This is a genomic window from Xenorhabdus sp. SGI240 (assembly GCF_040081915.1).
GTDB lineage: Bacteria > Pseudomonadota > Gammaproteobacteria > Enterobacterales > Enterobacteriaceae > Xenorhabdus > Xenorhabdus bakwenae.
The window spans coordinates 18,973-40,625 of record NZ_JBEBMB010000041.1 but is presented as its reverse complement, the minus strand read 5'-3'; the positions used below and the strand labels follow the sequence as shown (position 1 = coordinate 40,625).

Here is a 21,653-nt window from a genome sequence, read left to right as displayed (position 1 = left end):
CTTAAGCAGAATTCGGGTTAACTAAGATGCGCTGGTTTTTTGCGTCAATGCAGCCAGTAGTTTTTCGTGAATACCGCCAAATCCACCATTACTCATCACCAGAATATGGTCACCGGGCTGTGCCGTTTCTACAATCATTTTCACCAAAGTATCAATATCAGCACTCCAACGAGTGGGTTGAATACACTGTTCAGCAATTTCAACAACCTGCCACGGAATATTGGTGGGTTGATAGAGAAAAACTTCATCAGCGCGCCCCAAAGAAGGGGCAATATCATTTTTACTCATGCCCATTTTCATGGTATTCGAACGCGGTTCCAGCACGGCAAGAATTCGAGCCATGCCGCCCACTTTACTTCTCAACGCCTCCAGTGTGGCTAGGATAGCCGTTGGATGATGGGCAAAATCATCATACACCGAGATGCCATTAACATCGCCGAGTAATTCAAGGCGACGACGGGCATTAATAAATTGGCCTAGTGCCTGACAGGCATCCGCAGGTTGCACTCCCACATGATAGGCTGCCGCAATTGCGATCAAACCATTATGCATATTGTGTTCACCGACTAATGACCACATCACTTCCCCCACCCGCTCCCCCTGATGGAATACCTGATAGTGACTGCTATCCTGACTGGCTTTCTTCGCCTGCCAATGACCGTTTTCCCCTATCTGTTCCAATTCACTCCAACATCCCATTGAGAGTACTTGCTTCAAATTAATATCATTATCAGGAACAATGATCTTGCCGGTACTCGGCACAACTCTGACGAGATGGTGGAACTGTTTTTGAATCGCGCCCAGATTTTCAAAAATGTCGGCATGATCAAACTCAAGATTATTCATGATCAATGTACGGGGGCTGTAGTGGACAAATTTCGAACGCTTGTCAAAGAAAGCGCAGTCATATTCATCCGCCTCAATCACAAAAAATGGGCTTTCACCAATGTGTGCTGAAACGTCAAAATTCCCTGGCACACCACCGATAAGGAACCCGGGTTTATAGCCACACTCTTCCAATATCCAGGCCACCATACCCGCCGTCGTTGTTTTACCGTGAGTGCCCGCGACTGCCAATACCCAGCGCTCTGGCAATATATGATCATGCAACCACTGCGGACCAGAAGTATAAGGAATGCCACGATCTAACACAGCTTCTACGCAGGGATTGCCACGTGTCATGGCATTACCAATGATCACCACATCCGGAGCAGGATCGAGCTGGGCCGGATCGTAGCCCCGGATCAACTCAATGCCTTGTTTTTCCAGCAACGTGCTCATTGGGGGATAAACATTAGCATCAGAGCCAGTCACTTCATGCCCCTGTGCGCGGGCGAGGATCGCCAACCCACCCATGAAAGTACCGCAAATGCCAAGAATATGAATACGCATTTATTTCTACCTGATTCATGAACTGTATCACTATTCTAACTACCAAATCAGAGATTAAAAATGCAATAACCTATGAATCAGCAGATTCTTTAGCTAAACTGCCCGCGCCTAAGTGCGGCACAGAAGTGCGACACATCAGTGAAGCACGCTTCCGAAAACCACAACCAAATTCAAGGCCTTTGTCATGAAAACATTGGGCGAATTCATCGTCGAAAAGCAGCAAGATTTTCCGCATGCTACAGGTGAACTGACTGCACTGCTGTCTGCCATCAAGTTAGGTGCCAAAATTATCCATCGGGATATCAATAAAGCCGGTCTGGTGGATATTTTAGGCTCAAGTGGCGTATCTAATGTGCAGGGTGAAGTTCAGATGAAGCTGGACTTATATGCCAATGAAAAACTCAAGGCAGCACTGAAAGCACGCGGCGAAGTCGCAGGCATTGCTTCCGAAGAGGAAGACGACATCGTTATTTTTGATGGCAACCGGGCAGAAAATGCAAAATATGTTGTTTTGATGGATCCACTGGATGGTTCTTCGAATATTGATGTAAACGTTTCCGTCGGGACTATTTTCTCAATTTACCATCGAGTTACCCCGATCGGTCAGCCTGTAACCGAGGAAGACTTCCTGCAACCGGGGAATCGTCAGATTGCAGCCGGTTATGTGGTTTATGGCTCATCCACTATGCTGGTTTACACGACAGGCTGTGGTGTCCATACTTTTACTTATGATCCTTCCCTTGGGGTATTTTGTCTGACCCATGAGAAAGTCCAATTCCCGAACAAGGGCAATATGTACTCTATCAATGAAGGGAACTACATCAAGTTTCCAATGGGTGTGAAAAAATACATCAAATATTGCCAGGAACAAGACGAAGCAACCCAACGTCCATACACTACCCGCTATATCGGTTCTCTGGTTGCTGATTTCCATCGCAATCTGTTAAAAGGCGGGATCTATATCTACCCAAGTACAGCAAGCCATCCAACGGGCAAACTCCGCTTACTTTATGAATGCAACCCAATCGCATTTCTGGCTGAACAAGCCGGTGGTAAAGCCAGCGATGGCGCAAACCGTATTCTGGATATCGTGCCAAATAAGCTGCACCAGCGCGTACCTTTTTTTGTCGGCACCAAGTCTATGGTAGAAAAAGCCGAAAGTTTTATGGCGGAATTTCCTGATCAATAAACAGTATGATTAAGCCATAATTTAAAGAGGTGGGTTTCCACCTCTTATTCCATTTTTTTACAAACCTCAGTTTTTCCTATTTCAATGACGCTCACCTTGCAACCAATAATCATATATTCCTCTTGATACGCCATCGTCATTCCTGAAAAAACACCTCTTTTTGCATGAAAAATAAAACCTAATTTCAGCGGAAATAAAGCGATAGCTTTTTGTTATCTGCTGATAATAATTTTTCATTACGCATAACAACAAAATTTTTCCTAATGTATGTAGGTATGGGAAATATTATCTTTTTTATATTAATTAGATAGCTATACCCAATAAAACTGAAGTTTTAAACATCAAAGGTGTAACGCTAAAGCGCTGGCGACAGCCCATATTTTATGAGGAATTCATATATGGACTCGTTTATAAATCATAAAGTTTTTCGGCTTTCTATTCTCATGTATTCGCTTTTTTTACCCTTTACTCCTACGAGTGCGCTTTCAGCGGGTGAAAAAGTTCAAGAAAATAGAACAGAGAGAAAAAAGTTCTTACAAAAACCAGAAAATGAAAATCACATCAATAAAGTGACAGTAACAGAAAGAAAGAGGTTCTTACAAAAACCAACAAATGAAAATCACATCAATAAAGTGACAGTAACAGAAAGAAAGAGGTTCTTACAAAAACCAGTAAATGAAAATAACGCTAATAAAGCACGGGATAATCAAGAGGCTATTGATCAGAAAGTGGGTGCCATCACACAAAGCATCCATAAGGTAGGTAATATCTTATCCTCTTCCCCATCCCAATTAACCGAGCAGGTAAAATCCTACGCGTTGGGGAAAATCAATGGTGCGATAAACACGGAAGCTCAAAAATGGTTGACCCGATTTGGTACCGGCAGGATTAATTTTTCCATCGATAAAAAAGGGAAACTGGATGCCAGCTCTCTGGATCTGCTAGTCCCTCTCTATGATAACAAAGCAGATTGGCTATTTTTCTCACAGTTAGGTTATCGCCGTCACGACAGCCGTAATACCCTGAACCTCGGCTTTGGTGGACGTTATTTCACGCCTAAATGGATGTATGGTTTAAATACCTTCTTTGACAAAGATTTCACAGGACAACATCAACGGCTGGGTGTTGGAGGCGAAATCTGGACGGATTATGTTAAATTGTCTGCCAACACTTATTGGCGCTTGAGTAAATGGCGTATATCACCCAACGAGCTGGATTATGAAGAACGACCCGCTAACGGCTACGATATCAATGGTGAATTTTTCTTACCCGCTTATCCAAACCTGGGAGGTAAACTGAGTTATGAACAGTACTTCGGCGATAACGTTGCCTTGTTCAATCGGGAGACCAAACAAAAGAATCCTAACCTTGCCCGAATTGGCCTGAATTATACCCCTATTCCGCTGATGACAATGGGTGTGGATTATAAGTTCGGAAGCAGTGGACACAGCGAAACTCTCTTCCAGGCCAATCTGAATTATCGTTTCGGGATCCCTTTTGGCGATCAGATTTCACCGCGTAGTGTTGCTGCTATACGTACACTGGCCGGAAGCCGTTATGAACTCGTAGAAAGAAACAATCATATCGTGTTGGACTACAAGAAAAAACCGGAGTTCAATCTCGCCCTGCCAAATACGTTAAGCGGATACAGTGCCCAGCATGTTCAAATTACCCCTAACATTACTGCTGAACATCGCCTGAAAAAGATATCATGGCAGACTAATGAAGAATTCCGTAAAAACGGAGGCGCTATCACACCCCATGGCTCGTCTGTTGAACTGGAGCTGCCAAAATATTCTATCAAGGGGATAAACAACTATACCCTGTCTGCTATTTCTGAAATAACGGGTAGCAATAAGCCCATGACAACCCATATGGATGTAGTTGTTGAACCTTTTGCTATTAAAGACCAAAGCATCAAGCCAAGTGGTGCGGGCCCTGTTATTTCCAATGGCAAACCCGCTTATGATCTGGCAGCAACAATCACCTATGGTAATAAAAATAATCCACCGATTAAAAACCAGGTAATACCAAACGTAAAATGGAGCATGGAACCAGAAAATAAACATGCAATATTGAACTGGGATTCAGCAGGAACGACCAATGATAACGGTCAGTTAACTGCAACGTTGAGCAGTACTCAGCCGCTTGATCCGAAGACAAAGATTTATCTGTCAATGGATGCTCAACCCAAGCTGGAGATAAAAGGCGACAAACCGCTGAATCTCACTCATCTTGGTGATGCTATTCAGGCCAAGGACTTTGTCTTTGACCAAAAAACGCCTTATGAGGCAACGGAACAAAAGCCGGTCATTGTGACTGCGACAGTATTCGATTTAGATGGCAACCCAATCAAGAAAAAAATGGAGATGAACTTACAATGGAGTACAGCGCCTTCTGACCTACCGGGATTATCTGTTACGCCCGCACCTGGCTATGAGAACACCTCTGATGAAGAGGGTAAAATCAAGGCGATTGTGACCAGTACCCAGAGAGTAAAAGGGGGTAAGGTTGGGGTATTGATTAATGAAAAACATCAAAGCTTCTCTGAGCCATTCGATTTTGTCACTCCAGAAAGCCTGAAGTTCGCATTCGATGCAATATCGCAATCCCCGATGAAACCACTCATTGCCAACGGAAAAGATCGCTATACCTATAAAGTGCGAGCCATCGATACAGAAAGCAAGCTTCCTCTGAAGAATCAATCTCTTGGTAAAATTAAAGCGGAGAAGAAGACAGTTATTTCTAATCTACTTGATGTTCCGGACGAAGTTAAGCTTGAGATCCCTGCGAATCCAACCACAGATGCTGAGGGTTATTTGACGCTCTATATGACAAGTCTCGTCGGTATGGATGGTATTTATTTCAAACTATTGCAGGATACACCCAATGAAGATGATGCTAATAGCATACAATCCGAACCGGTAAATTTCGATACTGTTCCAATATCCGTGGGAATTCTGATGGGAACCGAAAACTCACCTAAAACTAAATATATTTCTCAGCAGGGAAGGCCCTATAACGTACATAAAGATCTCATCGTTCAACTGACACAGGATGGAAAAACGAATTTGTTTGATGGCACAGACATTTCCAGACCAAATGGGGGTTCTGCCGGGTTCTCGGGATCAGACATCAGATCTTCCAATCCTAATTTAGTGAAAGTAGACAGAAATACAGGGAATATCACATTCCTCCTGGATAACTTCTCTATTGAGCAATGGCCGGTAACAGTGACACTAACCAAAACAGTTTCGGATACTGGAATAAAGTCTAGTTATTACTATACTTTCAACCCACGGAGATACATATTGATCCCTGAGCATCCGGATCCTGCGGCTCCAAATTCGAATACTGTTCCCTTAGGCAACTACCCTGAATGTAGTTATCTGAATGGAAATAACAATTCTGGTCTCAATAACCAGCAAGCTGTCACACCGACTCTGACTGATATGGGAGCAACTCCGCAAACAACTACTCCGACTTCAATTAGTTATGAATATGACAAAGAGAATTTCCCTTATTTCGGATTGAAAGCTCTTCTCAATAACTCAACAGGAGTTAATATATTGAAGACGTATACGCCATCAGATGAAACTATTTATGCCTATGACTACCTTAAAAGGATAATCGAACCGGCAACTATATATCCTCTCAACAAGCCGTCGTTACTTCTTTGCATAATACGCGTTGGTAGTTACGGGGAAGTTTCCCCAAATTAAACTACCATTAATATAAAATAAGCACAGGCTCAATCAGGGTTGAGTCTGTGCTTTTTTTATTCTGCTTTTCAGCCATCGCCAACAACCGAAAAATCCGAGGAATTCTGGCCTGTTTTGGCTATAATACCCCGCACTCCATTTTGGTTTAAAATTGAAGGAAACCGTTTTATGAGCCTGAATAATGTACCGGCTGGCAAAGAGCTACCTGAAGATATTTATGTCATCATTGAGATCCCCGCAAATGCAGATCCCATCAAATATGAAGTAGACAAAGAGTCTGGTGCCCTGTTTGTAGACCGTTTCATGTCAAGTGCGATGTTCTACCCATGTAACTACGGTTATATCAACAATACCCTGTCTCTTGATGGTGACCCGGTTGACGTATTGGTGCCGACACCCTACCCATTGCAGCCAGGTTCTGTTATCCGCTGTCGTCCGGTTGGTGTCCTGAAAATGACTGACGAATCCGGTGAAGATGCAAAACTGGTGGCTGTTCCTCATACCAAACTGAGCAAAGAATATGATCACATCAAAGATGTGAACGATCTGCCGGAGCTGCTGCGTGCCCAAATCACTCACTTCTTCGAACACTACAAGGATCTGGAAAAAGGCAAGTGGGTTAAAGTTGAGGGCTGGGATAATGTTGAAGCTGCCAAGGCTGAAATCCTGTCTTCTTTCGAACGCGCCGCTAAAAAATAATCCTGACAGGAAATAACAGGTTTTCATTGCCAAAAACCGCTGCCCCAATCAGGAACAGCGGTTTTTGGTTTGTCGTTCGGTTTTCTAATGTTACTCTTCTTCGTAGCGTTTCAGCCAGTCACCGCAGTTTATCCTACACAATCCCTCAACAGACAATTGATAAAGGTAAATCCATGCCTTGCCATACGGTGTTTCAATCAGTTCTCTTTGGTACTCCTGAGCGTTTTTTTTCAACTCATCCAATTCTGTCAGGATGGATGGCGTAATACGATAGATTTCACACTCGATTGTTCCTTCGCCACGGATAACCGCCGGATAGTGCCCCAGATCATAAATTTCATAACCTGCTAATCGGTGCTCTCCCAACAATTGGGCGTCCGTCATCCAGTGGTGATTGCCTTGTTTTCGCCTCAGGCTACCATAAACAATAACTCGCATCTTTAAAACTCAAACTCATAGAGCAGATCTAAAGCCTGATCAATACCAGATACTGCCTCCAGATACAATCTTGGCATAACACGATAACGTAATGTCAATGTTGCCAAAGAATCAAAAATACCCACACCATACTTCACTTGTAAGTCGTTGGTAATTCTGCCACTGACAACCACCTGGGATTTATCACCCACCCCTTGAGTATCCAGAGCCAAATCAGAGACACCAAAAGTTTCCCCAATCTTACCGACTAATTGACCACTCTGAGCAATCCCTAATCCAATCAGCATAGCCGCCATTTGTGAGTTGTCAGAATCCCCTTTTTCCAACCCTTGACCACGTAACAAATAAGACAAGGCTTCCTGTTGAGATTTTACCGGATCAGAAAAAACGTCTACTTTCGGTTTATCTGCTAATCCGGTAACACGCACACCCGCGATGACTTTGTTGGCTGTCGACTCTGGATTACGGATAGCTTCAATATTCAATAATGGCTGATCGGGCGGACCGGAGAACATAATAGTACCCTTACGCACTTGCAAATCTTGCCCATAAGCGTGGAAATTCCCTTCCGGAATATCAATCTGGCCATTCAAGCCTAATCCCTGCTGATCCTGAAGGACTTTCAGATCGCCTTTAAGCTGCGCCTTCAAACCAAATGCACTCAGGCGTACATCATTACCAATATGAACATTTAAGTTACTTTGTATCAAAATTGGTGATTTTTTCTTCTCAATTGGCTGGAGGTGATTATTCAGCATCACTTCATCAGCAGAAACACCTACCGCTGATTCCGGTAACTCCTGAACCGTAATTCGTGCCCATGGGATATCCACATTACCATCGAGTTTCAACAGGTTTGGTTTTGCCTCCAGCACCAAATGTGGACTGACATCCACCTTCACCATCGGCGGAACCGTGATACGTAACTGGTCACCATTAGCTGTCACTCTGGCATACCAGGCATTCACGTTGCGCCAATCAGCGTAACCATCCAGGTTTAGTTGCCCCTTGGGCGTTCTAATCATGCCATGCATATCAGAGCTGGCACCGGCAAAATGAACGGCTAACTGGCCTTGGGTGATATCGAATGGCAGCCAATGACTGCTCATTTGCAGGGCGTCCGCGTTAAGTTGACCAAATAGCAGCGGATTTTTGGCATTACCACCAATACGTAAATTCGCACTTAATTCCCCTTCCGCTTTTTCGCCTTTACCCAAAATCGGTTTAACCAATCCTAAGGAAAGTGCCTGAATATCGACATTGCCCGCTAATTTTCGGCTGCCTTCTAAATCAGCGACCTGCACATCGCCTTTTAACTGCCCGTTGCCCGCCAATTTGAATAACCATGCCAAATTAGCTTTGCCATCTGCCAGCCCTGCATTCAAGGTGAGTGTGTCAATATTAACCGGTAATGTATTACCTTCCACAACCTGGTGAATTTGTACCCCATTCCCTTGAAGAGCCACTTTTACCTGGGGCAACCCCTGCTCTGCTGTCCATCTGATCTCAGCATTACCATTGAATACGCCCTTAAGTTGGGTGCTTTTATCAAGGAATGGTCGGATCATAGCCAGATCAAAGCGTTCAAGTGCCACTTGAGCATGACCGCGCCTTCCCGCCTCAATGGGTTTTGCAATACAAAGTTGTGCATTGGGGTTAAGCCAACAGTGAGTGCCCACGATGGCCTTTTGTTGCAAGTTGAAGTAATCAATGGCTATCGCTTTGCTTAAACGCCATTCACCGACAGGCGTATTAAAATCAGTATGGTTGATACTGCCTTGCCAGTGTTCCTTTTGACGATCAAAGCTGCCATGAAGTGCCAATTGGCCTGATACCGGCGTTCCTTCGATTTTCAGTTGTAAATCATGCTTCCTTTCTGTGCCTTGCGCGTTGAGCGTCAGGTTCTTGATGGTTAAATCCGCCTGCTGCAATTGCCGCACAACAACCGATAACTGCCCCTGGAGCTGTTCAGCCGAACGTACATTACCTTTGATCGTGGCGCTATCCACCCTTAACTCATTCTGCCAACGCAACCCACGTGCATTCAAATCCGCCATGATTTGGGGGGCTTGCATATTGCCGCGCAGTTTAACTTCACCCGTAATAAAGCCAGCCAGACCCGGCAGTAAGCCCGTTAATTGCGGTGCATTAATTTCACCATCCAGTTTCCACGCCTGATCCGTAAGCTGCCCCTGTATATTCAGCGTATTACGCCCAACCGCAAGATCGAGTTGGGGAATATCCCACTGGCCTGCTGCATTACCCGATGCCTTGCCACGGGCTTTGATGGCATTCTCCTTCACATGACCATCAAGGACAATTTCAGGGATCCGGAGCTGCCAGCTTCCGCCATACAGGCTGCCACGCACGGCCAGGTTACCGTCTAGCCTGGCGGGCCATTCCGGCCACTGTTTGGCCGTATTAATACCCTCCAAAATGAGTTTGGCATTCCAGCTAATGGCTTTACTCCAATCAATCACGCCGACCATATCGGCTTTACCTTGCAAAGCCGCTAAACGCAGGCGCGTTAACTTCAGTAATTCTTCATTGCCTTTTGCATCCAATATTAACGATGCCGGCGGAAGATCATGGCCCTTAATATCCGAACGGAGAGAAAGATCGTAGTGACTGGCTTGACCATTCAGGCGCAACTTGACGCCATCAAGCTGATATTCTGGCTTGCCTTGCAGCGGCCATTGCAGTTGCGGGCTTTTCACTGTCAGACGTACAGGTAAGCCGGCTTTTGCCAATTCAGTCTGGGCGGTCAAACTGGCGGCAACAGGGCCGGAAAGATGCAATGCGAGATCAAGCTGCTGTAATAACGCACCTTTTAGCGTCAAATCAATCTGTTGCCCTGTTAAATCATCCAGATTGATATGTTTTAAATTATCGACCTGACCCTTAACCACCAGATTCACTGGCCATTGTTCAGCCAGTTTTGCCGTCCCCTGTATCGCCAGTGAGCCTTCCGGTGCTTGTGCGCTTAACGTTTTTATCTCGACTGCCTGCCCCTGATTACTGGCCTGTAGCCGCAAATCGTTAATCTTGATATCGGTAGCACCGGTTAAATGAAGCTGACTGCCGTGGATGCCTTCCAACGTAATATCAAGCGGAATGGGAATATCGGGCAACTCCGCTAACAGGGGTTGGGCAAACAGCGCTTTCAACGTTTCACCCAAAGATTTTTCCGGTTCAGCTTGCGGCTCAGTTTTTTGTGCTATAGCGGTTTTTTCAGGTGCGCTTTTTGGCAATGTCACCAGCAAGTTATTAATTTCCGTCGGTTTTAATATCAGCCGTTTTTCCTGCCACTGAGCTGCCGTTTTAAACTCACCCAATGCAATGGCGATCCCATCTACCTGCACATGAATATTTTTCAAGGAAAGCAAATCCAGTGAGACAGGATACGGTGTTTGCAATTCAGTCAATGGTGCCGATTCAGTCGCAGGTGCCGATGGAGGAAGTTCAGCGGTATTCACCGAAACAGTGACACCTTCAGTAGTCAAGGCATTGACACACACCTGGCTATGTTTCAGGCAGGAGAGCCGGATAGAGAGGTGCAAATTATCCGCATTAACGTTAACCCCCGGCATCTGATATTTGACGCCTTTTAACGTTAAATTGCGCCAGGTTCCGCTGACTCCCGCAATATCCAATCCGGGAACCCAACGTGCTGCACTGTTGATCACAAAATGCAAACCCGTTTGCGTGCCAACCAGCCCGGCAACTGCCACCAATAACAGGCTAACAATCAGCAGGAAAGCAATACTCACCCTTTTTGCCCACTTCATAGTTCGGCCCCTAAACCAATATAAAATTCCACATTATGACTATCTGGATCTCCGATTGGCGTTGCCAAATCAAATTTTATCGGTCCAATCGGTGATGCCCAGCGCACGCCTATTCCCGCACCGGTTTTAAAATTATTCTTTCTGATGTCATCCAGCGCTTCACCGGAATCGACAAACAATGCACTCCACCAATTACCATAAATATTGTATTGATACTCCAGCGAGCCAACCGCCAATTTTGATGCCCCGACTAATTTCCCTGCACTGTCTTTTGGTGAGATTTTCTGGTACTCATAACCCCGAATACTGCGATCCCCCCCAGCAAAGAAGCGCAGATCCGGTGGTACTTTGTCGAATTCATTCGTCTCTATCCAGCCCAAATCTGCCCGTACCACAAAACGGTGATTCTCCCGATAAGTTCTTATCCAGACGTGGTGTGCCTGTAACACCAAAAAATCGACATTGGACTGCCAGGTTGTATCAGAAATATCAATCGAATAACGCTGGCTATCCCCCCAATAAGGCATCGTGCCGCCACGCTGGCGAATGCGACTGAGACTGAATCCCGGATAAAGCAGCATGGTAGTATTGGTGACTTTAGCCTGGGTAAAGTGGCTCAGGCTCCAGCGCAGATTAACGCTGTACTGCCAACCCGTAAAACGATCCCAATTACGGGAAAGATTCAACGTTGCCGTATCCGAAATAGTATCGTTAATATCTTTACGTCGATAACCCGTTTGTAACTGATAATATTCTTCCAGTGGGTTGACTTTAAGCGGCATTTTGTAGGATGCGTCAATGATTTGATCGCGTGCAGAAAGGTTAAGGCTGGTACTCAAACTGTGTCCACGCGGATTAAGCCACGGTTTTTTCCATTTAGCCTGAACACGAGGCCCGACATCCGTTCCATAACCGCCCCCCAATTCAACATAATTGGCAGAACGAGGCACTAAGGACGCATTTAATGGCAATACCTTATCTTTACTCTCACGCCCTGTTTTAAAATCGGGCACAACAACCGCAGAATTGAACCATCCGGTATCGACCAGACGACGGTTAAATTCGGCTAATTGTTCTGAAGTATAATATTCGCCTGATTTGAAAGGAATAAGGTTATCCAGGTAAGTTTCACGAATTTGCGAGCCGTGAAATGCCACTGGACCAAAACGATAGCGTTGGCCGCTATCGAAATCAAAATCCCAAATAGATTCGTGCAGATCTTTTGCTACCCCCAACTCACTTCTTTTCATTAAGGCATCAAAATAGCCTTTCTTAACTGCCAGATTCGTCAATGAACTTTTAAAATCTTCATATTCACCGTGGTTGAGTATTGTCCCTTCTTTTGGCCTATTTTTTTTGATCAGGGCGGCATAATCTTTATCTGTTTTAGCGCCGCCTTCCAAAGCAACATTCACTTTAGCGACCCTTACAGGTTCACCCAGTGTCACCTTTGCAGTTAAAACAGGACGGGCAGGAGGAATATTCTCTTGATAGGTAAACTCGACAGTGGGAGCATAATATCCCAATGGACGAAGCCCTTGTCGTATCGCTTTCTCCACACGGGCACGAAAACGGCCATCAGGAGCAACTTCATCGGTACTGATATTTGAAAGTTGCACTCTGGCATTTTTTTCTAATTCGCCAGAAAGCCCCTCCAGTTTCAATCGTAAATTTGCACTATAAGCTGATGGCGTGACGATAGAGAAAAAAAGCGCAAATATGAGGGGATATCGTGACACTCGAACTCCTAATATTTATCTATCTGTTGAATAAAATTCAACAACATAAAAATGCCGCAATGAATTAATTCTGGTAAAGTTTTAACAATATACAAGCAACATATAATCATAAAACTTGTGGATATAGAGGAGAGAATCTTGCCAAATTCAACCAATGAAAAACAACATGTTTCTGCACCAGATGCCATACCGGGTAGAACCACTCCATTAACCGTATCACCCTACCATGACATTACACAGCATGCGATAGAGAACATTCCTGAAAAGATGGAAATCGCCTATGTAGGCATGGGATGTTTCTGGGGCGTAGAGCGTCTTTTCTGGCAACAGAACGGCGTTTATACGACTTCCGCAGGTTACAGCGGCGGCACTACCCCAAACCCAACTTATGAAGAAGTGTGTACTGGCTTGACGGGTCATGCAGAAGTAGTCAGGATCGTCTTTGATCCAACCCAAATTACCTATTCTCAATTACTCACCCTGTTCTGGGAAAATCACGATCCTGCCCAGGGTATGCGTCAACATGGTGATATTGGTACTCAATACCGTTCCGTTCTGTACCCGATTTCACCACAACAGTATGAACAGGCCATTGCCAGCCGAGAACAATACCAGCAAGCGCTGACGCAAAATAATGATCAACGCACCATCACGACGGAAATTCGTGCAGCAGGGCCATTCTATTTTGCCGAGGATTATCACCAGCAATACCTCCACAAAAACCCCGAAGGGTATTGTGGCTTAGGGGGGACGGGGATCTGCTTCCCGCCCACACTCAGAAACTAGCTGAATACCATCAAAAAACGGCCGCAAGGCCGTTTATTATACTCATTTTATATATCGCATTGATTTTATTACATTACTATTAACCGATGAGCAATGACAAACAATCACCCCATTTCAGTCTGTAAACGTAATACTTGCTGATTAACTTCACTCATCACATGGAAATGGCGTTTATCTTTGATTTTCGGGGGTAAAATCTTTCCATAATTGAATTCAAACGCGCCCATGTCCTTAATGTATAACCGCCCACGAAATAGGGTTTTTACGTAGAGAGCAATTTTCATTGAGTTATAATGGCGAAAAATTTTCATCTCTGTTTTTTCCTCCCATGCTTCTTACGGTACTATTGCTACGGCATCGCATCTAGTGACTCCATAAATACATCGTTGTTATGCCAACTGTATAGACTACATATATGGAAATTTGTTCCCCTCAATATTAAGATTCAATCACTATTTTGATATAATATAATGATATTAATGAGCATTATATTGCATCGCTCTCTTATTTACTTATACATTATTCCAAATGTTATCAAATTGTTTATTTTATTGAGGACAGACCAGTTAACAAGCGCTATGCTGAATATGTCATTCCCTGATAACATGCCTCGCCATGACAAATAAGGAATAAATATGTTAAAAAACAATATGTTAATAAAGATCGGGTTATCTGCAATATTGAGTATAACGTCAATATTTGCGTTCGCTCATAACATCACCTTAGAACAACCTGTTCCCGCTGTCAGCGTGACAGATAAGGGTGAGCTGTTGCTAAACGAGGGTAAGTTCAACTACCAAAATTGGAGCAGTACCGAACTTCTGGGAAAAGTCAGGACTATCCAACATATTGCCGGTCGTAGTTCCGCAAAAGAGATGAATGATCCCTTGATTCAAGCATTGAAGGATGCTGATTTACCCAAGGATAAATATCAAACCACCAGCATCGTGAATACCGATGATGCTATTTTTGGTACTGGTATTTTTGTTCGCAATAGTATTGAAGACAGCAAAAAACAGTTCCCGTGGTCACAATTCATTGTCGATAGTAACGGGCTGGTTAAAAAGGCCTGGGGACTGGAACCCAAAAGTTCGGCAATCATTGTGCTGGATAAAAACGGTAAGGTGAAATTCGTCAAAGATGGCAAATTAAGTGACGAAGACATTACACACGTTATCAGCCTAATTAAAGAAGAATTGGAAAAATAGCCTATTCAATACCGTACAGTGATAATGGTTCTCCCATTGTGAGCCATTATCACCTTCACATTATCGCTTTCGTATTAAAAAACGCTGACTCTGAACCCTGGGTTCAGGAAAGATTCACGCGGCGTGTAATTGAGGGTTTTCCCTTCCCAGTCCGTCACATGTGCCCCAGCAGCAATAGCAATGGCATGGCCGGCACCCGTATCCCAGATATTAGTCGGCCCAAAGCGTGGATAAAGTTGGGCTTTTCCCTCGGCAACCATACAAAATTTAAGTGAAGATCCTACCTCAAGTGTATTGTGTATCCCTAGCTGGGAAAGATAGTCTTGCAATTCCTCATCGTCCTTGTGAGAACGGCTGACTACCACAACGGGAGGCTTCGCCTGCATAATTTTAATAGGAAGCATCTGACCATTGGTCTCTTTCCATGCCTGGCGCCCTTGCCCTAAATATAAGACATTCTGTACCGGGACATAGACAACCCCCATCACAGGTACACCATTTTCTACCAATGCGATATTGACGGTAAATTCACCATTGCGGCGAATAAATTCTTTCGTGCCATCCAATGGATCAACCAGCCAATAACGCTGCCAATTTTTCCGCTCTTCCCATGCAGGTGGATCTTCTTCTGATAACAACGGGATATCAGGTGCAATGCGCAACAATCCCGCTTTAATGATCTTATGAGCGGCAATATCCGCAGCAGTAACAGGTGAATCATCCATTTTATGCTTTACTTGCAACGGTTTCTCAGCCTGATAGACCTCCATGATCGCCGCGCCTGCTTCCCGTGCCAATTGGCAGATCTGTTGTAGCATCATACACCTCTGCGTTTGTTGTTTGGCTATACCATTTGAAGCACCATTTTTAACGCATTTTTTACCGGAATGGCGAATATTTTATTCATCATTCCCAAATACATCTAAAAAATAGCCGGTTAACCGGCTATTCAATAAGTTACAGAATTTCCAATAATTCCACTTCAAAAATCAGCGTGCTATAAGGTGGAATGGATGCACCTGCCCCACGCTCACCATAAGCCAGATTGTGCGGAATATAGAGTTCCCATTTGGAACCGACTGGCATCAAGGTCAACGCTTCAATCCAACCCGGAATCACACCACTAACAGGAAATTCAGCTGGTGTACCGCGCTGTACTGAACTATCAAAGACAGTGCCATCGATCAGGCGGCCGGTATAGTGAACGCGAACACGGTCAGTACGGGCAGGAATAGCGCCTTCACCTTGTGTCAGGACAGAAAACTGTAGGCCAGACTCAGTACTGCTTACGCCTTCACGCTGAATATTGTCTGCCAGAAATTTTTTGCCTTCTTCTGCCATCGCCTGCTGACGTTCACGACGAACACTATCAGCACGTTCATGAATTTCACGTAGCGCACGATGCAGCTCTTCTACAGGAATAGCAGGGGAACGGCTTTCCAGCGCATCACACAGTCCTGCCAACAGGGCTGCGGGTTCTAACCCTTGTAAACCCGATTCCTGTAACTGCTGCCCAACCTGCAAACCAATACCGTAACTTGCCCGCGCTTCAATAGACTCAAAAGAAGGTTTTGTCATGAAAGTACCTGTTATTAAATGAGTGAAAACTCAAGCATAACAGCACCGTCCGGATGGGTAAACGCGTGAAGGTGGGTAATAATAATGTAAACACCAATTATTGGCGTATAACTACTGCTGAGCCTGATATTTAGGGCAGTTTTTTCGGCACAAAACAAAAAACGCCGGCATTGCCGGCGTTTTTTGTCACATGTTCTTCAGTTAATCAACGATTAAGCTTCTGGAACAATGTTAACGTTCAATTGTGCGAATACATCGCTGTGTACCTGGAAGTGAACTTCGTGTTCACCAACAGTACGCAGAACGCCGTTAGACAGGCGAACTTCGCTCTTAGATACTTCAACGCCAGCCGCAGTCACTGCATCAGCAATATCACGAGTACCGATAGAACCGAACAGTTTACCTTCGTCACCCGCTTTAGAAGCGATAGTGACAGAACCCAGTGCGTTGATTTTATCTGCACGAGCTTGCGCTGCTGCCAGAACGTCAGCCAGTTTAGCTTCCAGTTCAGCACGACGAGCTTCGAAGAATTCGATGTTTTTCTTAGTGGCAGGAACAGCTTTGCCCTGTGGGACTAAGAAGTTACGGGCATAACCCGCTTTAACGTTAACTTGGTCACCCAGGCTACCCAGGTTCGCTACTTTATCAAGCAGAATAATTTGCATTACCTTATCCTCTCAGAGTCGTTAATGGACTGAGCCTATTACTGATGACGATCAGTGTAAGGCAACAGAGACAGATAGCGCGCACGCTTGATAGCACGAGCGAGCTGACGCTGGTATTTTGCACGAGTGCCAGTAATACGGCTTGGTACAATTTTACCGCTTTCGGTAATGTAGTTTTTCAGCGTAGCAATATCTTTATAATCGATCTCTTGTACGCCTTCCGCGGTGAAGCGGCAGAACTTGCGACGACGGAAATAACGTGCCATTTGGCTAGTCTCCAGAATCTATCAATTCAATCTGCTCGGCATGTAGAACCAGTTTGCTAAGACCATTGCGCCCATAGTGGGCATTAATGAATCCTGAAACAGTTATTCGACTGCCGACCGTTATACTGCGAGTATATTCCTGTAACAACTGTCCGCTGGCAATAACGGGCATTCTGCACCATGATTGCCTGCTGAATCCGGCTTCCTGTTGCTGTGAACGATGTTCAAGCACAAACTGACAATGTGGAATACCAGATGGACTGACTTTTCGTATCGGTGCCTTGCACACTGTGCCTGTGAGCACCAAACGATTGGTTGTCACGGTAATTACTCTTCAGAATCCCCAGCTTCATCAGCATCATCAACCAAGTCTTCTTCCAAGACCAGATCACGGCCGCGACGTTCGTCTTTAGCCTTAACCATTGGTGATGCTTCAGTTACTGCGTGCTTAACGCGCATAACCATGCTGCGGATAACGGCGTCGTTGAAGCGGAAGTTAGTTTCCAGCTCATCAATCGCTTCTTGTGGCGCTTCAACGTTCATCAGAACGTAGTGAGCCTTGTGCAGTTTGTTGATTGGGTAAGCCAGTTGACGACGACCCCAGTCTTCCAGACGGTGAATCTGACCTTGCGCGTTAGTGATAGTCGCACTGTAACGCTCGATCATGCCCGGAACCTGTTCGCTTTGGTCAGGGTGAACCATAAAAACGATTTCGTAATGACGCATTATTGCTCCTTACGGATTATTCAGCCTCCTGTCAGGGTCAGCCGTGGCCCATGGAGGCAAGGAACGTGTTTAGTACGGCTGAAAAATCGACGCGTCACTATACCCGTACAATACAAAAAACTCAATAAAGAATTACCGGGCACTTCTCTGGCGCACAATTTCAAACAAGCATACCCCTGTTGCAACCGATACATTCAAAGAAGAGACTGAACCCGCCATGGGAATACTGATCAATTCGTCACAATGTTCGCGCGTCAATCGACGCATTCCCTCACCTTCCGCGCCCATCACCAGCGCCATCGGTCCCGTCAACTTGCTTTCGTATAAATCATGCGTGGCTTCACCCGCCGTTCCGACAATCCAAACATTGTGTTCTTGCAGTAAACGCAGGGTTCGGGCAAGGTTAGTCACACGGATCAGCGGTACACTTTCTGCCGCACCACAGGCCACTTTTTTGGCGGTAGCATTCAATTGTGCAGAACGATCACGGGGAACAATAACGGCATCAACCCCCGCCGCATCTGCGGTACGCAAGCAAGCACCCAGGTTATGGGGATCAGTGACACCATCCAGTACCAGCAGAAACGGGCGCTCCCGCCGAGATAACAAATCCGGCAGATCATTTTCCTGATACTGACGTCCTGGCTTGACTCGAGCAATGATCCCTTGATGGACGGCCCCTTCTGTTTGGGCATCCAACCATTGGCGGTTGGCAATTTGTACTGCGATACCGGTACTTTCCAACTCCTGCAATAATGGGGTTAAACGGCGATCTTCACGCCCTTTCAACACATAAACTTCCATGAAACGTTGTGGATCGCGCTCCAACAAGGCTTTAACGGCATGGATACCGTAGATAATTTCACTCATGACGACTGATACCTGACTCACTAATATCTTTAAGATACCGAAAATAGTGGGCGGCAGAAGCCGCCCTGTTTGATGATTGTACGGATTAATTTTTACCGGCTCGTTTTTACTCGTGATCAGCTTGCGTTTTTTTCGCACGCTTCGCTTTCAGTTTTGCCGTAATTTTTTGAGTCTTGCTTGACGGTTTTTTCTTTTTACCTGGCTTAGATTCTTTAGGCTTTTCCGTACTTTTCTTTTTACGAAAGGCGCTATCTGACTCAAAATTGGCTGATTTTTTATGATCACGACCTTTTTTACCACTTTTACGCTCTGGCGTACCTTTTTTCGCCTTATCGCGTGCCGTCTTGCCTTGATTACGCGCTGTACGGGTTGTTGAAAGTAAGGCAAAATCAATATTGCGTTCATCCATATGAACCGCTTCTACCCGAATCTCGACTTCATCACCGAGGCGATAAGTTGTTCCAGAAGACTCACCAATCAAACGCTGGCCGACGTTATCATATCGATAATAATCGTTATTCAACGTCGAAACATGTACCAAGCCATCAATAAACAGATCATTTAAGCGAACAAAGAAACCGAAACCTGTCACGCTGGTAATCAATCCGGTAAAAACATTACCCACCTGATCTTGCATGAAATCACATTTCAGCCAGTCGGCCACATCCCTTGTCGCTTCGTCAGCACGGCGCTCAGTCATGGAACAGTGGTCACCCAATTGCAGCATTTGCTCCATATCGTTGTGCCAACCCCCTGTTGGCGTCCCGTTATGCTCAATAACACCATTTTCTTGTGCCAATAAGTACTTAATCGCACGATGCAAAGCCAAATCAGGGTAGCGGCGGATTGGCGAAGTGAAATGAGAATAAGAGCGCAATGCTAAACCAAAATGCCCCCGATTCTCCGGCTCATAGATCGCCTGCTTCATAGAGCGCAACAGCATCGTTTGCAGTAACTCGTGATCGGGTCGATCCGCGACTTGTTTCATCAATTGCGCATAATCTTTCGGTTCTGGCGTCAGGCCACCCAACAAACTCAATCCTAACTCATTGAAGACTGAACGCAGGTTCAGGATACTCTCTTCTCTTGGTCGATCATGGATGCGATATAACGCTGGCTCATGGTGTTTTTCAACAAAACGGGCTGCGGCAATATTCGCCAAGATCATACACTCTTCGATAAGTTTATGCGCATCGTTGCGTACCACGGGTTCTATGCGCTCAATGCGACGCTCTGCATTAAAGATAAACTTGGCTTCTTCCGATTCAAACGAAATAGCGCCACGCTGTTCACGCGCTTGTTCCAGTGCCTGATAAAGCTCATGCAGATATTCAATAGGTTGCACCAGCGGCTTATAGTGCTCACGCAACTCTTGATCCCCCTGCAAAATCTTCCAGACTTTGGTATAGGTCAAACGGGCGTGTGAATTCATCACCGCTTCATAAAACTTGTAGGAAGAGAGCTTGCCCTGGTCGGAGACCGTCATTTCACACACCATACACAGGCGATCAACTTCTGGATTGAGGGAGCACAATCCGTTAGACAGTACTTCCGGCAGCATGGGGACAACCTGGGATGGGAAGTAAACCGAGTTACCACGGCTGCGTGCTTCCATATCCAAAGCGGTTTGCGGGCGAACATAGTAGCTGACATCAGCAATCGCTACCCACAATCGCCAACCGCCACCCCGTTTTCTTTCGCAATACACCGCATCATCAAAGTCTCGTGCATCTTCGCCATCAATCGTCACCAACGGCAACGCTCGTAAATCTACACGGCCTTGTTTGGCCGATTCCGGTACATGTTCAGCCAAACCCGCAATCTGTTTTTCTACCATCGGAGGCCAGCTATGGGGAATTTCATGGGTACGTAGTGCGATCTCAACCGCCATGTTCGTTCCCATGGTTTCACCCAGCACTTCAACAATTTTACCGATGGCTTTAGTCCGACGAGTCGGGCGATTTGTCAATTCAACCACCACGACATTCCCCATTCTTGCCCCGCAAGTTGCTTCTTTTGGGATCAAGATATCGAAACAGAGACGGCTATCATCAGGGACGACAAATCCCATACCAGCATCCATAAAATACCGGCCAACAATCTGGCTATTCTTGGGTTCCAAAACCCGCACGATACGCACTTCAACGCGACCTTTTCTGTCTGGTTGCAAGGGCTGTGCCAGTACCACCTCGCCGTGGATCGCCATTTTCATCTGGTCGGCTGGCAGGTAATAGTCTTCTTTATGGCCTTCCACACGCAGAAAACCATAGCCATCGCGGTGTCCAATCACCGTGCCTTTCAATAAATCCAGCCGCTCTGGTAACGCATAACATTGCCGGCGGGTAAAAACCAACTGCCCATCACGTTCCATTGCCCGCAAACGGCGGCGCAGTGCTTCCAGTGCATCTGGAGTGGTTAACTGAAGTTCCTGTGCGAGTTCCTGACGGCTTACCGGCGTGGCGTGTTTAGAAATGATATCCAAGATGTATTCACGGCTTGGGATAGGAGATTCGTATTTTGCAGCTTCTCGTTCCTGAAAAGGATCTTTTGACATCATCATTCCTCTATTGTCATCAGCAAGCTGTTT

The 21,653-nt window shown here is 45.5% G+C and carries 18 protein-coding genes; 5 read left to right on the top strand and 13 right to left on the bottom strand.

Annotated features, from left to right (window positions below):
- Window positions 1-21 precede the first annotated feature (21 nt).
- Window positions 22-1,392 (bottom strand): UDP-N-acetylmuramate:L-alanyl-gamma-D-glutamyl-meso-diaminopimelate ligase, encoded by a 1,371-nt coding sequence (gene mpl, locus ABLA76_RS10275; RefSeq protein WP_348987843.1) that lies wholly within the window; start codon window positions 1,390-1,392, stop codon window positions 22-24.
- A gap of 184 nt (window positions 1,393-1,576) precedes the next feature.
- Between mpl and fbp the strand changes: the two genes are divergently transcribed.
- The 3 genes from fbp to ppa all read left to right on the top strand — a co-directional run bounded on the left by fbp (window position 1,577) and on the right by ppa (window position 7,002).
- Complete coding sequence (gene fbp / locus ABLA76_RS10270; protein WP_348987842.1) at window positions 1,577-2,581, top strand: class 1 fructose-bisphosphatase; 1,005 nt, start codon at window positions 1,577-1,579, stop codon at window positions 2,579-2,581.
- 398 nt (window positions 2,582-2,979) lie between these two features.
- Entirely contained in the window at window positions 2,980-6,303 is a 3,324-nt protein-coding gene (locus ABLA76_RS10265; RefSeq protein ID WP_348987841.1) for an inverse autotransporter beta domain-containing protein, read from the top strand.
- 168 nt (window positions 6,304-6,471) lie between these two features.
- Window positions 6,472-7,002, top strand: coding sequence for an inorganic diphosphatase (gene ppa, locus ABLA76_RS10260; protein WP_285808774.1), 531 nt, complete (start codon window positions 6,472-6,474; stop codon window positions 7,000-7,002).
- Between the two features lie 90 nt (window positions 7,003-7,092).
- Here the strand turns inward: ppa and ABLA76_RS10255 are convergent, their stop codons facing one another.
- Genes ABLA76_RS10255 through ABLA76_RS10245 form a run of 3 tightly spaced genes read right to left on the bottom strand, consistent with a single transcriptional unit; the run spans window position 7,093 to window position 12,967 of the window.
- Window positions 7,093-7,440, bottom strand: coding sequence for a gamma-glutamylcyclotransferase (locus tag ABLA76_RS10255; protein ID WP_047766264.1), 348 nt, complete (start codon window positions 7,438-7,440; stop codon window positions 7,093-7,095).
- Between the two features lie 2 nt (window positions 7,441-7,442).
- On the bottom strand, window positions 7,443-11,228 hold the full coding sequence (locus ABLA76_RS10250; RefSeq protein ID WP_348987840.1) for a translocation/assembly module TamB domain-containing protein: 3,786 nt from the start codon (window positions 11,226-11,228) through the stop codon (window positions 7,443-7,445).
- Window positions 11,225-12,967 carry an autotransporter assembly complex family protein gene (locus tag ABLA76_RS10245; protein ID WP_047766266.1) on the bottom strand — a complete coding sequence of 581 codons (1,743 nt, stop codon included), beginning with the start codon at window positions 12,965-12,967 and terminating at the stop codon, window positions 11,225-11,227. The genes ABLA76_RS10250 and ABLA76_RS10245 overlap by 4 nt, the downstream gene beginning before the upstream one ends.
- 138 nt (window positions 12,968-13,105) lie before the next feature.
- Between ABLA76_RS10245 and msrA the strand changes: the two genes are divergently transcribed.
- Window positions 13,106-13,753, top strand: coding sequence for a peptide-methionine (S)-S-oxide reductase MsrA (msrA, locus tag ABLA76_RS10240; RefSeq protein ID WP_047766267.1), 648 nt, complete (start codon window positions 13,106-13,108; stop codon window positions 13,751-13,753).
- Between the two features lie 104 nt (window positions 13,754-13,857).
- Here msrA and ABLA76_RS10235 read toward each other — a convergent pair whose 3' ends face one another.
- On the bottom strand, window positions 13,858-14,064 hold the full coding sequence (locus ABLA76_RS10235; RefSeq protein WP_047766268.1) for a DUF1107 domain-containing protein: 207 nt from the start codon (window positions 14,062-14,064) through the stop codon (window positions 13,858-13,860).
- A gap of 339 nt (window positions 14,065-14,403) precedes the next feature.
- On the opposite strand from ABLA76_RS10235, the gene ABLA76_RS10230 reads away from it, so the two are divergent.
- Window positions 14,404-14,961 carry a YtfJ family protein gene (locus tag ABLA76_RS10230; RefSeq protein WP_348987846.1) on the top strand — a complete coding sequence of 186 codons (558 nt, stop codon included), beginning with the start codon at window positions 14,404-14,406 and terminating at the stop codon, window positions 14,959-14,961.
- 74 nt (window positions 14,962-15,035) lie between these two features.
- Here ABLA76_RS10230 and cysQ read toward each other — a convergent pair whose 3' ends face one another.
- The 8 genes from cysQ to rnr all read right to left on the bottom strand — a co-directional run bounded on the left by cysQ (window position 15,036) and on the right by rnr (window position 21,620).
- Window positions 15,036-15,779: a 3'(2'),5'-bisphosphate nucleotidase CysQ gene (gene cysQ / locus ABLA76_RS10225; protein ID WP_348987845.1), complete on the bottom strand. Its 744-nt coding sequence runs from the start codon at window positions 15,777-15,779 to the stop codon at window positions 15,036-15,038.
- 139 nt (window positions 15,780-15,918) lie between these two features.
- Complete coding sequence (locus ABLA76_RS10220) at window positions 15,919-16,539, bottom strand: peptidylprolyl isomerase (protein ID WP_348987839.1); 621 nt, start codon at window positions 16,537-16,539, stop codon at window positions 15,919-15,921.
- Between the two features lie 212 nt (window positions 16,540-16,751).
- Window positions 16,752-17,204, bottom strand: a complete 453-nt coding sequence (rplI, locus tag ABLA76_RS10215; protein WP_047766272.1) for a 50S ribosomal protein L9 — start codon at window positions 17,202-17,204, stop codon at window positions 16,752-16,754.
- Window positions 17,205-17,242: 38 nt separating this feature from the next.
- Window positions 17,243-17,470 (bottom strand): 30S ribosomal protein S18, encoded by a 228-nt coding sequence (gene rpsR / locus ABLA76_RS10210; protein WP_000135199.1) that lies wholly within the window; start codon window positions 17,468-17,470, stop codon window positions 17,243-17,245.
- A gap of 4 nt (window positions 17,471-17,474) precedes the next feature.
- Window positions 17,475-17,792, bottom strand: a complete 318-nt coding sequence (gene priB / locus ABLA76_RS10205) for a primosomal replication protein N (protein WP_047766273.1) — start codon at window positions 17,790-17,792, stop codon at window positions 17,475-17,477.
- 5 nt (window positions 17,793-17,797) lie between these two features.
- Window positions 17,798-18,196, bottom strand: coding sequence for a 30S ribosomal protein S6 (gene rpsF / locus ABLA76_RS10200; protein ID WP_047766274.1), 399 nt, complete (start codon window positions 18,194-18,196; stop codon window positions 17,798-17,800).
- 132 nt (window positions 18,197-18,328) lie between these two features.
- Window positions 18,329-19,066 (bottom strand): 23S rRNA (guanosine(2251)-2'-O)-methyltransferase RlmB, encoded by a 738-nt coding sequence (gene rlmB / locus ABLA76_RS10195; protein ID WP_348987838.1) that lies wholly within the window; start codon window positions 19,064-19,066, stop codon window positions 18,329-18,331.
- Between the two features lie 106 nt (window positions 19,067-19,172).
- Entirely contained in the window at window positions 19,173-21,620 is a 2,448-nt protein-coding gene (gene rnr, locus ABLA76_RS10190) for a ribonuclease R (RefSeq protein WP_348987837.1), read from the bottom strand.
- Window positions 21,621-21,653 lie beyond the last annotated feature (33 nt).

Excerpts from the sequence above, each read along its gene's own strand:
- mpl (WP_348987843.1), bottom strand. The coding sequence starts at position 1,392 with ATGCGTATTCATATTCTTGGCATTTGCGGTACTTTCATGGGTGGGTTG.
- fbp (WP_348987842.1), top strand. The coding sequence starts at position 1,577 with ATGAAAACATTGGGCGAATTCATCGTCGAAAAGCAGCAAGATTTTCCG.
- ABLA76_RS10265 (WP_348987841.1), top strand. The coding sequence starts at position 2,980 with ATGGACTCGTTTATAAATCATAAAGTTTTTCGGCTTTCTATTCTCATG.
- ppa (WP_285808774.1), top strand. The coding sequence starts at position 6,472 with ATGAGCCTGAATAATGTACCGGCTGGCAAAGAGCTACCTGAAGATATT.
- ABLA76_RS10255 (WP_047766264.1), bottom strand. The coding sequence starts at position 7,440 with ATGCGAGTTATTGTTTATGGTAGCCTGAGGCGAAAACAAGGCAATCAC.
- ABLA76_RS10250 (WP_348987840.1), bottom strand. The coding sequence starts at position 11,228 with ATGAAGTGGGCAAAAAGGGTGAGTATTGCTTTCCTGCTGATTGTTAGC.
- ABLA76_RS10235 (WP_047766268.1), bottom strand. The coding sequence starts at position 14,064 with ATGAAAATTTTTCGCCATTATAACTCAATGAAAATTGCTCTCTACGTA.
- ABLA76_RS10230 (WP_348987846.1), top strand. The coding sequence starts at position 14,404 with ATGTTAATAAAGATCGGGTTATCTGCAATATTGAGTATAACGTCAATA.
- cysQ (WP_348987845.1), bottom strand. The coding sequence starts at position 15,779 with ATGCTACAACAGATCTGCCAATTGGCACGGGAAGCAGGCGCGGCGATC.
- ABLA76_RS10220 (WP_348987839.1), bottom strand. The coding sequence starts at position 16,539 with ATGACAAAACCTTCTTTTGAGTCTATTGAAGCGCGGGCAAGTTACGGT.
- rplI (WP_047766272.1), bottom strand. The coding sequence starts at position 17,204 with ATGCAAATTATTCTGCTTGATAAAGTAGCGAACCTGGGTAGCCTGGGT.
- rpsR (WP_000135199.1), bottom strand. The coding sequence starts at position 17,470 with ATGGCACGTTATTTCCGTCGTCGCAAGTTCTGCCGCTTCACCGCGGAA.
- rpsF (WP_047766274.1), bottom strand. The coding sequence starts at position 18,196 with ATGCGTCATTACGAAATCGTTTTTATGGTTCACCCTGACCAAAGCGAA.
- rlmB (WP_348987838.1), bottom strand. The coding sequence starts at position 19,066 with ATGAGTGAAATTATCTACGGTATCCATGCCGTTAAAGCCTTGTTGGAG.
- rnr (WP_348987837.1), bottom strand. The coding sequence starts at position 21,620 with ATGTCAAAAGATCCTTTTCAGGAACGAGAAGCTGCAAAATACGAATCT.